General features: G+C 36.7%; 11 protein-coding genes. 5 read left to right on the top strand and 6 right to left on the bottom strand.

Annotation, left to right across the window (positions count from 1 at the left end):
* The first annotated feature begins 57 nt into the window (after positions 1 to 57).
* Complete coding sequence (gene queF / locus RIV7116_RS16630) at positions 58 to 444, top strand: preQ(1) synthase (RefSeq protein WP_015119459.1); 387 nt, start codon at positions 58 to 60, stop codon at positions 442 to 444.
* Between the two features lie 497 nt (positions 445 to 941).
* Here queF and RIV7116_RS16625 read toward each other — a convergent pair whose 3' ends face one another.
* From RIV7116_RS16625 to RIV7116_RS16600, 6 genes are all read right to left on the bottom strand, one after another.
* Positions 942 to 1,592 carry a hypothetical protein gene (locus tag RIV7116_RS16625; protein WP_044290998.1) on the bottom strand — a complete coding sequence of 217 codons (651 nt, stop codon included), beginning with the start codon at positions 1,590 to 1,592 and terminating at the stop codon, positions 942 to 944.
* Positions 1,593 to 1,661: 69 nt separating this feature from the next.
* Positions 1,662 to 3,062: a cytochrome c biogenesis protein gene (locus RIV7116_RS16620; RefSeq protein ID WP_015119457.1), complete on the bottom strand. Its 1,401-nt coding sequence runs from the start codon at positions 3,060 to 3,062 to the stop codon at positions 1,662 to 1,664.
* A gap of 55 nt (positions 3,063 to 3,117) precedes the next feature.
* Positions 3,118 to 3,849: a cytochrome c biogenesis protein CcdA gene (locus tag RIV7116_RS16615; RefSeq protein WP_015119456.1), complete on the bottom strand. Its 732-nt coding sequence runs from the start codon at positions 3,847 to 3,849 to the stop codon at positions 3,118 to 3,120.
* A 291-nt stretch (positions 3,850 to 4,140) separates the two neighbouring features.
* Positions 4,141 to 5,013: an EamA family transporter gene (locus RIV7116_RS16610; protein ID WP_015119455.1), complete on the bottom strand. Its 873-nt coding sequence runs from the start codon at positions 5,011 to 5,013 to the stop codon at positions 4,141 to 4,143.
* Between the two features lie 552 nt (positions 5,014 to 5,565).
* The gene (locus RIV7116_RS16605) at positions 5,566 to 6,771 is read right to left on the bottom strand and encodes an FtsW/RodA/SpoVE family cell cycle protein (RefSeq protein WP_044291940.1); all 1,206 of its coding nucleotides are present in this window, start codon (positions 6,769 to 6,771) and stop codon (positions 5,566 to 5,568) included.
* A gap of 854 nt (positions 6,772 to 7,625) precedes the next feature.
* Positions 7,626 to 8,954, bottom strand: a complete 1,329-nt coding sequence (locus RIV7116_RS16600; RefSeq protein ID WP_015119453.1) for a pentapeptide repeat-containing protein — start codon at positions 8,952 to 8,954, stop codon at positions 7,626 to 7,628.
* Positions 8,955 to 9,769: 815 nt separating this feature from the next.
* Between RIV7116_RS16600 and RIV7116_RS16590 the strand changes: the two genes are divergently transcribed.
* The 4 genes from RIV7116_RS16590 to RIV7116_RS16575 all read left to right on the top strand — a co-directional run bounded on the left by RIV7116_RS16590 (position 9,770) and on the right by RIV7116_RS16575 (position 14,430).
* Complete coding sequence (locus tag RIV7116_RS16590; protein WP_015119451.1) at positions 9,770 to 10,513, top strand: tetratricopeptide repeat protein; 744 nt, start codon at positions 9,770 to 9,772, stop codon at positions 10,511 to 10,513.
* Positions 10,514 to 10,701: 188 nt separating this feature from the next.
* Entirely contained in the window at positions 10,702 to 11,265 is a 564-nt protein-coding gene (locus RIV7116_RS16585) for a Uma2 family endonuclease (RefSeq protein WP_044290997.1), read from the top strand.
* A gap of 361 nt (positions 11,266 to 11,626) precedes the next feature.
* Positions 11,627 to 12,502 (top strand): NAD(P)-dependent oxidoreductase, encoded by an 876-nt coding sequence (locus RIV7116_RS16580; RefSeq protein WP_044290996.1) that lies wholly within the window; start codon positions 11,627 to 11,629, stop codon positions 12,500 to 12,502.
* Between the two features lie 731 nt (positions 12,503 to 13,233).
* Complete coding sequence (locus RIV7116_RS16575) at positions 13,234 to 14,430, top strand: alpha-D-ribose 1-methylphosphonate 5-triphosphate diphosphatase (protein ID WP_015119448.1); 1,197 nt, start codon at positions 13,234 to 13,236, stop codon at positions 14,428 to 14,430.
* The last annotated feature ends 11 nt before the right edge of the window (positions 14,431 to 14,441 follow it).

The following is a 14,441-nucleotide window of genomic DNA, read 5'->3' as shown; positions in this document are numbered from 1 at the left end:
TTTTCTATTCTCTATTCGCTGTTAACTATTTAAATTATTAATTATTAGTAAGTATAAATGACACAGACAGATATTGAAGTTAAATATGGCGAGCGCGAGATTTCGGAAGGAAAGTTAATTACTTTTCCCAATCCCCGCGTTGGCAGAAGATACAATATCAGTATTACTTTGCCAGAATTTACCTGTAAATGTCCGTTTTCCGGTTATCCAGATTTCGCGACAATTTATGTAAATTACGTCCCCGACGAAAAGGTTGTGGAATTAAAGGCAATCAAGCTTTACATCAATAGTTATAGGGATAGATATATTTCCCACGAAGAATCAGCCAATCAAATTTTAGATGATATTGTTGCAGCTTGCGACCCTTTGGAAATTAATGTGAAAGCCGATTTTACGCCACGCGGTAACGTACATACCGTTGTGGAAGTTAATCATAAAAAATAGGGAATAGGGCATTGGAGATAGTCGAGAAATCAAAATAATCTATCTTTACTTTCACAAAAAGAATTCCAGTTTCTAACTACGATAAATATAAATTAACAATGTAGAGACGTTGCAGTGCAACGTCTCATCTTATTTAAGCTGTTTCGATAATTCGGTATAACAGGAAAATAATGTTAGTTAGGTGAAACCAACATTATGCACTATTTTAACAACCGCCTTGGAATAAATTCCCAGGCTCAAAAACTAAGTCTGATAAATCAGACTAGGTAAGGCTTTTAGTGCGTTTTAACGTACTTTGCATATTAGCCTTGAAATTTATTTCAAGGCGAGTATTGGGGCTTAACGACATTGCAAGATTTGAACTGAAATAAGGCGTAATCCAACATTTTCCTAAACAAAATAAAACTCAGGAGTATTGTATTGATACTTCCTACCTAATTCAAAATCGAGAAAAGTATTATTATTTAGGTGTTGTTTAACTTTCTTGCGGCTGGCATTCACGCTTTGATAAGTTGCTTCAAGTCTGTAAGATCTTCACTTAGCTGAATATATATTGCATTCTCAGATAGTTGCTGAACTTTTGAAGCTGGGGAAGACAAAATATGCTCTCGCTCAAAAAGTTTGATATATGGAGAACCAAAAATAGTTCCCCAACACAAATTAGGTATGTACTTTCGTAACTCATATGTAGATATACCAGTCCGAAAAGGCATTGACATATCGTAGAAAGTTGTATTAATTCCTTTGGTAATTGTATGTAGTTCCTCGTCGGAAAATAAGTGGACATAGGCAAAGTCGGGTTTGATTAATTCAGTAGTCTTTAAAAAGAAACTAACGACTTGAGTACAATCAACCGATTCGGACTTGCCAATAATATCAATACTAGAATGGATGGATTTACTGTCCATTGAAGCAATCTCTTCACAAGCATGACGCTTACTTTTCCAAAGAAAATATTCGTTATTCGAGCATTGCAGAGGCTTTTCAATATTACTAAAGTTAAAGTAATTATTTAAGGGTTCCCAAGCTCCATAGCGAACAGGATTGAAAGCTGGTAGATAAGTGCGTAATAAGTCTAGAAATTCTCTACCTTTTGATTTGACAGTCGTTTGATTAGCACTCAAAAATCCAATATTCAAATCCTGCATTATATAGCGTTTTTCGGTTGAATATAATACAACAACATTATGCCCAATGCCCAATGCCCAATTCCCAACTTATATCGAAACTAGAGACTTTGTAGATTCACCTTTTGATTGAGAATTTACCTGCTCAAAAATCTCTACCATTTCTCCTTCAAAAGCAACTTGAGCGCGATTGGTTTTACCGCCAACATATAAGTTATCTTCTTCCTGCAATACCCACACCTGGGAGTGAGAAAAATAACTCATTACTACTCCCATCATTAATAAAGCAAAACCAGCATAAACGACTGGTATACCTGGGTCTGCTTTAATTTGCAATCCAGTAGAACCAACTACTTCTAATATTTTTAAGGTAACGCCATTAACCTCGGCAGTCATTCCTTCGCGGACGGTATTAACTAGTTTACCTTTAGCATCGTAAATTAATACGGTTCCCTGTAAATCTTTGGCTAACAAAGAAACGCCTTCACTCAAATCCGGCTTGGTGGGAATCCAAGTACCCCAAAGTCGTCCTTTTCCGCCGGTGTCAAGTTGTGCCATCGGAAGTTCAAAAATAGGACTTCTGTTGACTTTTACTTTTACTGCTGCAATTCCCCAATCAGTTTGATAAAGGGTAACTCCTTTGTGTCGTAAAGGATGGTTGACGAAAATCGTGTCTTTGTCTACTTCTTTCCCTTCTTGATCTAATACCGACATATCCGAGTAAAATTGGTCAATCTCTCCGGTAGAAGTATAATCAATCCAGAAGCGATTTACTTTTACAGCCCAATCTTTGGGAACTTGCGACATCGCCCAAGGTCCGGCATCTATGATATTTTTAACTTGGAATGTATCGCCACTAGCAACCATTTCCTGAGCCATAAATCCCGTCATAGCTCCTAGAATTGAACCAAGTAAAATAACTACAATCCCGATGTGGACTATAATCGGACCAATTTTACCGATAATTCCTTTGCGAGCGTAGAGTTTATCATTGTCTTCCTGAAAAACTTTGTAGCGGCGCTGTTGCAGAATTTCAGTCAGATTTTGAATAGACGTAAAATTGTCTTTGTCAACATCGAATTCCGCACTCAAGGCTAACTTTTGAAATCTTCGGGGCTTATCGAAAAACTTCCAACGACGTGCTGCTTTTAATGCTGGAAGCTGACGGGTGAAAGTACAAGCTGTTAAACTAGCTCCGAAGAATATAAGTAGAGATAAAAACCACCAGGTACGATAAACGTGGTCTAAACCAAGGATTATAACTACTTTCCAGGTGATAAAACCAAATAAAGCCGGATTTTCCGGATAATTTTCTTGGTAGAAAGCGACAGATTGCCCTTGTTCGATGACTGTACCGGTAATACTAAATGCAGCGATCGCTAACAGTAGGATTATTGCCAACCGCAAGTCTGTAAGTACTGGTAGAAATTCCTTGCGGATAAAGCTTGTGAATGCTGCTAAGGGTGATTTTGAGGATTCTTCTAAAGTCATTTAATTTTAGTTAGGAGTTATGAGTTAGGAGTTAGGAGTTATTAATTAGGAATTATTAAAGGGGAATGCGAGAAATTAAGGAAAATACGCCGAATCCGACTAATAATGCGCCGCTAACGGGATTAATCCAACCAGAAAAACGACGTATTTCGATTATTTTCTTTATTGAAGCGGTAAAAGTACCGGCTAAAATCAATGGTGTCACATAACCTGCCGTGTAGGAAAGTAATAAAGCAGCACCTAAAATTAAATCTTTTGTGCTAGCAACCCATCCTAGTAAACTTGCTAAAACGGGAGTACTGCAAGGAGAAGCTACCAAACCGAAACTTAATCCAATACAATATGCTCTTACACCTTGGGGTAATTCTTGAGAAATCCAATCGGTACCACCCCAATCAGGAAGCTGCAAAGGTAAAGCTTCGAGTAGATTTAATCCCATTAAAATAGCAATGACGCTGACAACAATCGGTAAACCAATACCAATTTGACCGTAGACTTTTCCTACTGTTGCTGCTATAATACCGAGTCCTGCAAGAGTTGTTGCCAATCCCAAAGCAAACCAAGTAGATTGAGCGGCTGCTTGGATGCGGCTTTTCGCTTCATAACCGCCGATATAACCAATGGTGATGGGCAGCATCGAAAGCATACAGGGAGTAAGACTGGTAAGCAAACCAGCTAGGAAAATAATGCCGATGCTTATCAAACTGAGGTGAGTTAATTGGTTAGAAACAAGGGAATTCGCAAATTGTTCGAGTTGATAAAGTTGAGTTTGCAGGGTTTCGAGCATAAACAGTTAACAGTGAGCAGTTATTAGTGAACAGTTATCTTCCAGTCTCTGAGTGGGAATCAATATCTAAAGGCTCTGCCTTAATATTGTAGCGGAGGCAGAGCCTCCTGATATGCATTACAAGGCAGAGCCTTGTAACCAGAAGTGGCATAAGGCGGGTTTCTACTGTAACTGGTTCCCAGACTCCGGCTGGGAACCCATACCTAAAGGCTCCGCCTTAATAGGAGGCAGAGCCTCCTGATATGCATTACAAGGCAGAGCCTTGTAACGAGAAAAGGGGTGAGGTTTCAACTAAAACATTTTTGATAATGTAATTACCACAACTCCCAAAATCATAATCATCGATCCGGCAATTCTTTCTTTAATACCTTGTTCTTTAAAAATTAACCAACCCCATAAAACATTAAATAAGGCGCTGGTGCGTTTGACTGCAATTACAAAGGATACGAGAGCAAGCTGTAATGCACTCATTTGACATAATATTGCCAAGGTATTTATAAAACCGATTAAAATTAAGTTTTTGAAGTTAGATTTGATGTTTTGAATATTTGGTTTTGAATTCAGAAATACTATAGGTAAGATAAATAGAGCTACGCTTAAATGTGCGGTAATTGTCCAGAAAATTGGAGAGGAATTTTGTACGCCGATTTTATCAACATTGGCGGTAATGCTCCATACTAATACTACTCCGAACATTAATCTTGAGCCGGTTTCTTTGAATAATGATTTAAAGGGAGCTAAATATCCGCTGGTTTTATCTTGAAATTTCAATACATAAGCACCAATCACAATAATAAATATTCCTAAAATACCGATAGCGTTGGGAAATTCACCGACAATAAAAGGAGAGGTAATTAATAAGAATATCGGACTTAATGTTGTTATGGGAGCAACTATTGATAAATCTGATGCTTTGATGGCTTTGAAAAAAAGTACAAATGCGATGGTATTGAAAACTCCGATGGCAATTAAAGCGTAAAAAAAATTATCGCCTAAAGCTGGAATATCGTTAAAAAATAGTAGCGGTGAAGCGAATATTGCTGTTAATAGATTAAACGAAAAAACTAGAATATATTCGTCAATTACTGAAACCGTCTTTTTATTGAAAATATCCCTGAGTGATTCTAAAAAAGCTGTGGAAATTGCAAAGAAAAACCAAGACATATCAGTTATCAGTGAGCAGTGAGCAGTGAACAGTGAGCAGTTTTTCCGTCGGATTATAATTGTTAAAAGGATGAATTAGAAAAAAGCTTATTTTCGCTTATAATTTTGCACTGAGTTACTGGAATTATTGAGATAGCATTCCTCAATCATTCGTGAGATTTGAGAAACCCGGTTTTTTGACAAAACCGGGTTTCTGGCACCTATCTTTTTTACAACTTATATAGGATTGCTATATAAATAATCTAAAATATTAAAGGCAAAATCTTAAATATTAAGAAGATGCTAAACAAGTATAGTTTTTATGTCCCCTTTCGGGCAAATTCGTGGGGAATTTAGGGAAAATGAAAAGTTGCTGATTTTATTTATGATTTTTGTGCTTATGCTCTGAAAGCTTTCAATCATAAATAAAGCCCGCTGATGCGGGCTATATAAAAACGGTTGGTAAACTGATTTTTATATGAGTCTACTTACAGTTCACCTTACTAACATGCACGGGAATAATTCAAGCAAGTTTAATATATATTTGCTTGCTGTGGAATAAAAAGTATTAAATTAAGACTTATTTCTATGTAAAAACCGTCGTTCGCGTCTGGGTTTTGTCGGCTGTCTGCGGATTGGAACCACTTCAGCTTCGTTACTTTCCCTTGCAACTCGAATTAATAAAGCTGTGGCAACCAATGTAGCAATTATCGAACTGCCGCCGTAACTAAAAAAAGGTAAAGGTAAACCAGTTGTTGGTAAAACTCCACTGGCAACACCAATATTTATAAAAGATTGCCCTGTAAGTAAGGTAGTAATTCCAACTGCCGATAATCTGTATATAACACTTTTGGCTTTCAGAGCTACTATAAATCCCAAAGTTGCGAATACAGCCAACATTACCAACAGCGTGACGCTGCCAACAAAACCAAATTCTTCAGCAAACACAGCAAAAATAAAGTCGCTATCTGCAATTGGTAGCCAAGAAAGCTTTTGTTGGGAAAGCCCAAATCCCGAACCCCAAGTATTACCCGAGCCTACCGCTAATAAACTTTGAATTAACTGGTAATCTGTACCTTGAGGATCGTCCCAAGGGTTAATAAAAGAAGTAATCCGCAAGCGTTGATATTTATTAACGGTAACGCTCATCAGCGCTAAAATAACTCCCGCACCAGCGCTACCTCCTAAATATTTGTAAGGTAAACCAGCTGCCAGGGCGATTAACCAAATAGTTATACCGCAAAGAGCGGTGGTACTCAAGTTAGGTTGAGCAAGAATTCCTAATAGTGCAAAACCAAAAACCACTAACCAAGCAATACGAATTCCCCAACTAAGTCTTTCCCAATTTCCAAAAACCCGCGCACTTTGCAATACCAAGAAGGGTTTGATAAATTCCGAAGGTTGAATGGTGAATCCCCCAATTGAAAACCAACGAGTCGTACCATAAATCCCCCTAGTACCCAAACCTGGAACTAAAGTCAGAAAAATCAACCCCAAAAACAGCATTAACAGCCAATGGGACACTCCGATTATTTTATGAAACGGTAAATTTACAATGATATTGAAAAGTATCAAGCCTAAAAATACAGTTATCAGTTGACGTTTGAAAAGAAAAAGTCCATCACCATGCTTAACGTCAGCAAGTGGATAAGAAGCTGAAAATAATACGGCTAAACCTACAAACAGCCAAATCAAGCTTAACCAGCGTAACAAGCGGGCTTCTAATGCCCAACTAGACACAGTATCATCAAGAAATGGAATCAAACGGATTAATCTCAATTTCACAGCAGAGAAAGTAAATTAGTGGTTTTTGGTTTCGGGTGTTTAGTTTATAACCCGACATTGGTAGATTTTAATGGGGAATTAGTAATTTCGCATAGATGTGTTGGCTTCATTTTTCTTAAAATTTTGAAATTGGGAATGGGGCATTGGGCATTGGGCATTGGGAATAGATGGTAGGTTGGGTTAAAGGCGCAGGAATTATTTATGGTGTATGAAATATTGAGAATGCAACCCAACCTAACATCAATATTTTGGGTTTAGATCGGATTATGTAAGATATATTTTTGAATAAAACCTGTCCTGTTTAAATTATTTGGTTTTGCGTTCCAAATCATGTTGGGTTGAGGAACGAAATTCAACATACAAAGTAACTGCTTGTTCAACCCAACCTACCAATTACTAAAATCTCTTTCCCCAGCATCATATCGCTGTCAAAATTCTTTAAAAGTCATGATTAATTTTTTTAGTTGATTTTAATTCACCGGAATGCACCATTTGAGTATGAGCCTCATAACTCACCTTGGAATAAATTCCCAGGCTAATATACAAAGTCTGATAAATCAGACTGAGAAAGTTTTTCGTTTTCTTATAGTGGTAGGTTGGGTTAAAGGCGCATGAATTATTTATGGTGTATGAAATATTGAGAATGCGCCGCAACCCAACATCAATATTTTGGTTTTAGATCGGATTATGTAAAATATATTTTTGAATAAAGCGCATATTTGAAAATATTTGGTTTAGTTTTCTAGATAACGTTGGGTTGCACTTCGTTTCACCCAACCTACAAATTACCAATTACCCATTACCAATGCCCAATGCCCAATTCCTAATTCCCAATTCCCAATGTTCAATCACCTACCTAACTTATTTTCAATCCCTTCACAACCACCGGGAATTGTTTTTCTACTTTCTTCGCCGCACCAACTGCAACAATAATGACGGTTGGCTTGAGAGATTCTTTTTATGTTGGTGAAATTAGCTTTTTCTACTACTGCTCCGGTGCGCTCCCCAGTTCGATAATTGGGTGGATGCAGCCGACTGCGGGGTGATGCTGTTTCTAATGAACCGTAAAATAATTTGGTTCCATTTAAGTCGGCTCCCGATAAGTTAGCTTCGTATAATATTGCCCGACAAAGGTTTGATTTTACTAAGTCACAGTTGTTTAAGTTAACTCGTACTAAATTGGCTTCGCTTAAATCCGTCCACCGTAAATCGGTACCGGAAAGATTAGCACCTGCTAGCATTACTCCCAAATCAATTACTCGCACTCCTGCGACTAAGTCTTCGGCATAACCTCCACTACCATCTAAAATTGCTCTACCTAGATGTGCATCGCGCTGTAGCGGCGTTAATAATTTGGAACGAGATAAAAAACGCAGAATTTTGGCTTTACCAACTGCGTCAACGCTACTTAAAATTGAAGCAGTACGCCCTTCTGCAAGTAATCTTTCTTGTGGCCAATCTTCTAATAATCCTTCTTCATCTAATACTAGATCGGAAATGCCTTGAAAATACGTGTCGATTGTCTGCTGCTGAGTAATATTATTTTGCTGAATTGTCAGTAAATTTTGCTGAATTGTCAAATCTTTAGAAATGACATACTGTCGCCAAGCAACATAAACTGCAATAATGGCAATCAAAATTTGTCCTAACGCACCAAACCAATCGGCTAAGGTTCCCGAAATATCCCAATCGATTGTACCCGGAACGAATTTTACTAAGCCTGCGATCGCAACGGTTATACCCAAAAAAGCAATAATCAACGCTCGCTGTTGGGGTGTGAGCAATTCGGTGACTACAACTTGCAACCACGGAAAAAGTATTATTGCTGATAAAAGTAATGTCGATACTGTTCCGACAATGCCGACTATTGGCTGATTTATGACTATACCAACAACGGTAACTAAAGTTGTAAATAAAGTTATTAATAATGCTCGTGGCGTTACTTGTAGCTCGGTAGAACTGTTTTCGGGAAATGTAGAGCGGGCTTGTTGTAAGGCTGTGGTGTTTTGTTGCGACTGCACGGAAGCGATAGCTGAGTTGACTTGTTGAGCGCTAAGTCCGTTAGGCAACTCGTTTGTACCCGCTATGCTTTCAAATTCATCCGGTTGCCATTTGTCTTCGGATGCGGGTTGTTGGCTCCGAGACTGCGATGAATGGGAGTTAGATTCGATTGACATGATTATATTTTGACATCAGCAGCAGTAAATGGCGCATTGTAAATGCAGAAACTGTTTTTACCTTGAGGAATTATATTTCCGATTTCTCATTAACAGTATAAGAGGATGTTTTTAATTGGCGAGTGTAAGTTTGGGAGAGGGGGAAGAGGGGGAAGAGGGGGAGAGGGGGTAGAAAAAAAGGATGTTTTTACCCCTAAAATAAAGATGTGCCTTTTTACTAAGTCCTTGAGTGAAATAATTGATACTTTAATTTGGATAATTTTATCTCTACAAGTATTACTGTTTACTTATTAGTGATGAATAATATTGGGGAATTATTTGTACTTTATATTTTGAAGTTGATTGAATTAGCTTATCGGTTATATTTAGTCTTTTTTTAACTTACTTTAATATTTATTTAGTACTATGTGTATATTCTTACAATTACAGAGTGAAATTAATTTTTATTCATTAAATCATCAAGCTATTTGCTGGTTGTATATTTAAATAAAATCAAAATAATTTATAGGTTAAATATTTAAGTATATTGCGATAAAACCTTATATATAATAGCTTCCAGGAAAGGTTTGAATACAAATTTATACTAAAGTAAGCTAGTAAATGCGAATAAATGAGTTGTCATAAACATGCGAAGCATACATTTAAATAACCATTAGTGGTAAAATCATGCCTTTATTTAAGCAAGTAACAAATCATTTTGAAGAAGGTATTTTACTATAAAAAAGGACAAAACAATTAATGAATAAGTTTTTGTAGATACTTGTTAAAGATAAGAAAAAGATTTAGGATGATTTTATGATTTCTATGGATACGACATGGCATTTTGTAGCCGTTTTGTTGCCTCTGGCTTAACTGCTTTCTTGATACTTGGTTGTAGTGATTGGGCAGAATCAACGAGACAGGATAACAAAAAAGCAGTGCAAGAAACCAACGTTGCTCGGTTGCTTACACAAGCCTCTGTTAGGCAGACAGAAGACTTCTTTGTTCAAGGAAATAAATTCTTAGAAGCAAATCGCTATGAAGATGCGATCGCAGCTTACGATCAGGTGGTAATCGCCGCACCCGATAACGCCGAAGCTTGGATTAACAGGGGAAATGCTTTAGCCGCTTTGCAAAGATACGGGCAAGCTTTGGGTTCCTACGATAGGGCGATCGCCGTTCAACCGAAAAGGGATGAAGCATGGTATAACCGGGGAAATACTTTATCAGCGATGCGACTCTACCAAGAAGCAGTAGTTTCTTACGACAAAGCCATTGCTATCAAACCTGACAAATACGAAGCTTGGATTAATCGGGGTATTGCCTTAACTAATTTGCAGCGATACAAGCAAGCTTTAGCATCTTACGACAAAGCTATTGCGATTAAACCTGACAAACATCAAGCATATTACAACAAAGCTTGCACCTATGCATTGCAGAAGAATACTACAGCAGCGATGGACAATCTGCAAAAAGCTATGAAACTATTTCCAGGTAAATACGAAAAACTAGCAAAAATCGACCCAGATTTCGCTAAAGTTCGTAATACCAAGCAGTTTCAAGAATTGATTCAACGGTGAAGAGTTAGGAATTAGGAATTAGCAATAAGGGGTAATTTATCTTTTACCCCTTAATTTCCTATTTTGATTTTATTTTTAGTAAATGTACTAAACAATAATAAAATATTATCAAAAACTTCAAATAAAACAATAACAAATAATTTTTATCTCCCGGTATGATAAATGAACATACCTGGTTTAAAATAAAAATGTATTCTCAACCAAAATATATAGATTCCAGTATCGACGAATATCTGCAATTTGATTTAGAAAGTCTGGTTAGGTACGAGTATATTAACGGACAAATGTATCCCTTGGTGGGAGAATCTTATAACTTAAAAATCATTTCCGAAAATATATTTTCCAGATTGCGAACCCAGCTATACGGTACTGATTGTCATGTATTTGCATCTGATATGAAAGTACGAATTGAACCGATAAATGCTTTTTATTATCCAGAGGCATCGGTTGTAAAAGATTCTCAAGATAGAGACATGTATTTCAAATCTCGTCCTTGTTTAATTGTAGAGGTTATTTCACCAATTACTGAACGTATAGATAGGATTGAAAAATTATATAATTACCGACAAATACCTTCATTACAAGAGTATGTTTTAGTTCATCAATCTCAAATGAAAATTGAGGTTTATCGTAAAGTTTATGGAAATCAATGGTTCTTAGAAACTTTAGCTGAAGAAACTATCCTAAAAATGCAATCAGTTGAAGTTGAAATGACAATGGCAGAAATTTATGAAGATGTAGAGTTTGAATAGTTAATACCAATTCTGTATGAGGCTGCGCTCAATCGCTCTCACTCTGAAAGAGTGGAGCTACTGATACAAAGCCTACCTGCGTAGGCTTAATTCGGCGCATCTTTATAAAGAAATGATATAACAATAAACCGATGTTACTAAGGTAAAGACTTTAAAGGAAGTTGTCCTTTGCTTTTAAATAGTGGAGGCAGAGCCTCTATGAATTGCATTCCCAGCCTGGAGGCTGGGAACGAGTTAAGAGTCAGTAAAATGCTCTATAAAGTAAAGTTTGTAATTTAGAGCTTACAAAGTTTTACATCAAGTGATAACTTGTAACTGGTTACTGATAGTTGATAACTATGACGGTGTTCGCGGATTGATGATGAAAAAGCTCTTAATCACTGGCTCAAGTGGGTTTCTAGGATGGCATTTGTGCGAACTGGCAAAGCAAAAATGGGATGTGTATGGAACCTATTTTTCTCACAATTTGGATATTGAGGGAACCAAATTAGTAAAACTTGATTTAACTGATTTTTCCGAACTTAAGAAATTATTTCAAGAAATCCAGCCATCAGCAGTTATCCATACAGCAGCGCAATCTCAGCCGAATTTTTGTCAAACTCATCCAGAAGAATCGCTGTCAATTAACGTCACAGCATCGCTGAATATAGCAGGATTATGTGCAGATAATTCAATTCCTTGCGTTTTTACTTCAACCGATTTAGTATTTGATGGTTTGAAGGGTTTTTATAAAGAAACAGATAGCGTCAATCCAGTAAATATTTACGGGGAACACAAAGTCATAGCAGAAAATGGCATGTTGAAACGTTATCCCCAAACCGCCATTTGTAGAATGCCTTTGATGTTTGGTGGTGCAACTCCGACAGCAACTAGTTTTTTACAATCCTTTCTCAAAACGCTTCAAGAAGGAAAGGAATTAAAGTTATTTGTTGATGAATTTCGCACGCCGGTGAGTGGTAAGACTGCCGCCGAGGGATTGTTGTTAGCTTTAGATAAAGGCATAGGAATTATTCATTTAGGTGGCAAAGAAAGAATTTCCCGTTACGATTTTGGTCGTTTGTTGGTGGAAATTTTTGATATTCCTAGCGCTAAAATTACAGCCAGCCTACAAAAAGATGTCAAAATGGCTGCGCCTAGAGCTAGTGATGTTTCTTTAGATAGTTCCAAAGCTTTTGAATTAGGTTATGCACCTTCAAGTTTGCGAGAACAGCTTTTTTCGGTAAGGAATTATCGGTAATGAATTCTGCAAAGCCGTTGAAAATATAATTTCATCGCTAATTTATAGCTTGATCCTGCTTTACTTTTTAAAGGTTTTGCATAATTTACGTGTTATTTGATTTGTCAATAACCATAGGTTACAAAAATTACAAAAATTTTGATAATTATTTTGTCAATAATTGAAAACGTAAAATAATTTCAAAATTAAATCATATTACTTTGTCCGCTAGTAATTTAGAAAAATATAGAGATTTTTATACTAGTATTTCCAGCTATGAGATAATTGTATTGTAGAAAAGAGGTGCTTGTTTAGCCAAATAGTGAATTTTAGTAATATTTATCAGTAGATGAATTCACTTATACTATAAATAACCTATAATATGCTCGTATTGCTTCTACTCCCATGACTCAATAATTTGATAATTCAACGTAAACTAAATTAGTAGAAGCATCAAATAGTGTAAAAATAGCGTGAAGAGAATAATCTGAAGCGTAATTCAATATACATTTATCGCTTAGAGAATAATAAAATTAAAGTTTAATTAGGTGATTTATGTTATAGAATATCAACTGCAAAAATAAACTTTATAGAGGTATGAAAAATCTCGTCTCGTTATGGGTAGGGATTGATAATTTATGAATAAATCTAAAAAATAATACACATAAATACACAAACAACGTTTGATAAATACGCAATAATACTTTTCCGCCTGTTTAATACAAAACTTAGAATTATTAACGGTATAAGTCGTGGCATTACAACAAGATTTAAGACAATATTCGAGACTGAAAACAAATACAAAGGTAGTAATCGAAGGTGTAGATGTACTAACAACAGAAGGTTGGGAAAAAGATACCAATGTTTTGATTGAAGATGGACGTTTTATAAGTATCAAAAGAACCGCGAATAAAGACGGATGTCAAAGAATTAAAGCCAAAGGGCTGCAAATGTTTCCGGGCATTGTTGATTTACATGGTGACGCTTTTGAAAGGACGATTTGTCCTCGTCCTGGTGTTAATATTCCTTTAGCAATGGCAATGATAGAAAACGACCGCAATTTATTAGCGGCTGGTATAACAACTTACTTCTGTGCCATTACCGATTCCTATGAACCAGGTTTAAGGAGCCGAGATACAGCAAGAGATTTAATCAATTTTATTTGGGGAGAAGGGCAACACCTTTTAAGCTGTAATCATCTAATTCATATCCGACACGAACTGACTAATATTAGAGGGCATGAAGAATTATGTACCTGGTTGCAAAAAAGACGCATTCATTTCTTATCAATTAACGATCATTTACCACCTGTAGAAGATAGATATAAATGGAGAAGACATATAAGTAATTTGCGTCGGCGAGTCATCCTCTCGAATCAAGAGATTATAGATATGCTTACCCAACTTCAGGAATATCGACAAGAAGGAAGTTTGCAAGTAGAGCAGTTGGTTGAATTAGCTCATATTTATAATATTCCCGTCGCTTCCCATGATGACGACTCCGAAGAAAAAGTCGCTTTAAGTCATCGTCGGAGAATGGCGATCGCTGAGTTTCCAGCCAATGTTGATTTAGCTGCCCAGGAACGCAAATATGGTGCATCGGTATTGATGGGTGCCCCAAATTTATTGCAAGGTGGTTCTCATATGGGTTGGATGAGTGTAGAAGAAGCGTTAAAAAATAAAGTCCTTGATTGTCTTTGTTCCGATTATCATTATCCTTCGTTATTTTACGCTCCGTTTAAGCTGCATTCAGAAGGTTTGATGCCCCTAGAAAAAGCTTGGGAATTAGTATCCAGTCGCCCAGCAGCAGCAATCGGACTCGGTAAACAAAAAGGTAAAATTGCTCCCGGATTCGATGCCGACTTTCTGTTAATTCGTCCCGAAAACACCTTACCATCATCCATTGCATCAGTTTATATCCAGGGGAAAGAAGTTGCGAAATATTCTTGAGAGGTTAAAGG

The organism is Rivularia sp. PCC 7116 (assembly GCF_000316665.1).
Lineage (GTDB): Bacteria > Cyanobacteriota > Cyanobacteriia > Cyanobacteriales > Nostocaceae > Rivularia.
The sequence above is the reverse complement of the archived record's forward strand: the minus strand, read 5'-3'. Positions and strand labels throughout refer to the sequence as shown.

What these genes read in the sequence shown, in the direction of transcription:
- queF (WP_015119459.1), top strand. Translation starts at nt 58, where the DNA reads ATGACACAGACAGATATTGAAGTTAAATATGGCGAGCGCGAGATTTCG.
- RIV7116_RS16620 (WP_015119457.1), bottom strand. Translation starts at nt 3,062, where the DNA reads ATGACTTTAGAAGAATCCTCAAAATCACCCTTAGCAGCATTCACAAGC.
- RIV7116_RS16590 (WP_015119451.1), top strand. Translation starts at nt 9,770, where the DNA reads ATGGCATTTTGTAGCCGTTTTGTTGCCTCTGGCTTAACTGCTTTCTTG.
- RIV7116_RS16625 (WP_044290998.1), bottom strand. Translation starts at nt 1,592, where the DNA reads ATGCAGGATTTGAATATTGGATTTTTGAGTGCTAATCAAACGACTGTC.
- RIV7116_RS16610 (WP_015119455.1), bottom strand. Translation starts at nt 5,013, where the DNA reads ATGTCTTGGTTTTTCTTTGCAATTTCCACAGCTTTTTTAGAATCACTC.
- RIV7116_RS16615 (WP_015119456.1), bottom strand. Translation starts at nt 3,849, where the DNA reads ATGCTCGAAACCCTGCAAACTCAACTTTATCAACTCGAACAATTTGCG.
- RIV7116_RS16585 (WP_044290997.1), top strand. Translation starts at nt 10,702, where the DNA reads ATGTATTCTCAACCAAAATATATAGATTCCAGTATCGACGAATATCTG.
- RIV7116_RS16600 (WP_015119453.1), bottom strand. Translation starts at nt 8,954, where the DNA reads ATGTCAATCGAATCTAACTCCCATTCATCGCAGTCTCGGAGCCAACAA.
- RIV7116_RS16580 (WP_044290996.1), top strand. Translation starts at nt 11,627, where the DNA reads ATGAAAAAGCTCTTAATCACTGGCTCAAGTGGGTTTCTAGGATGGCAT.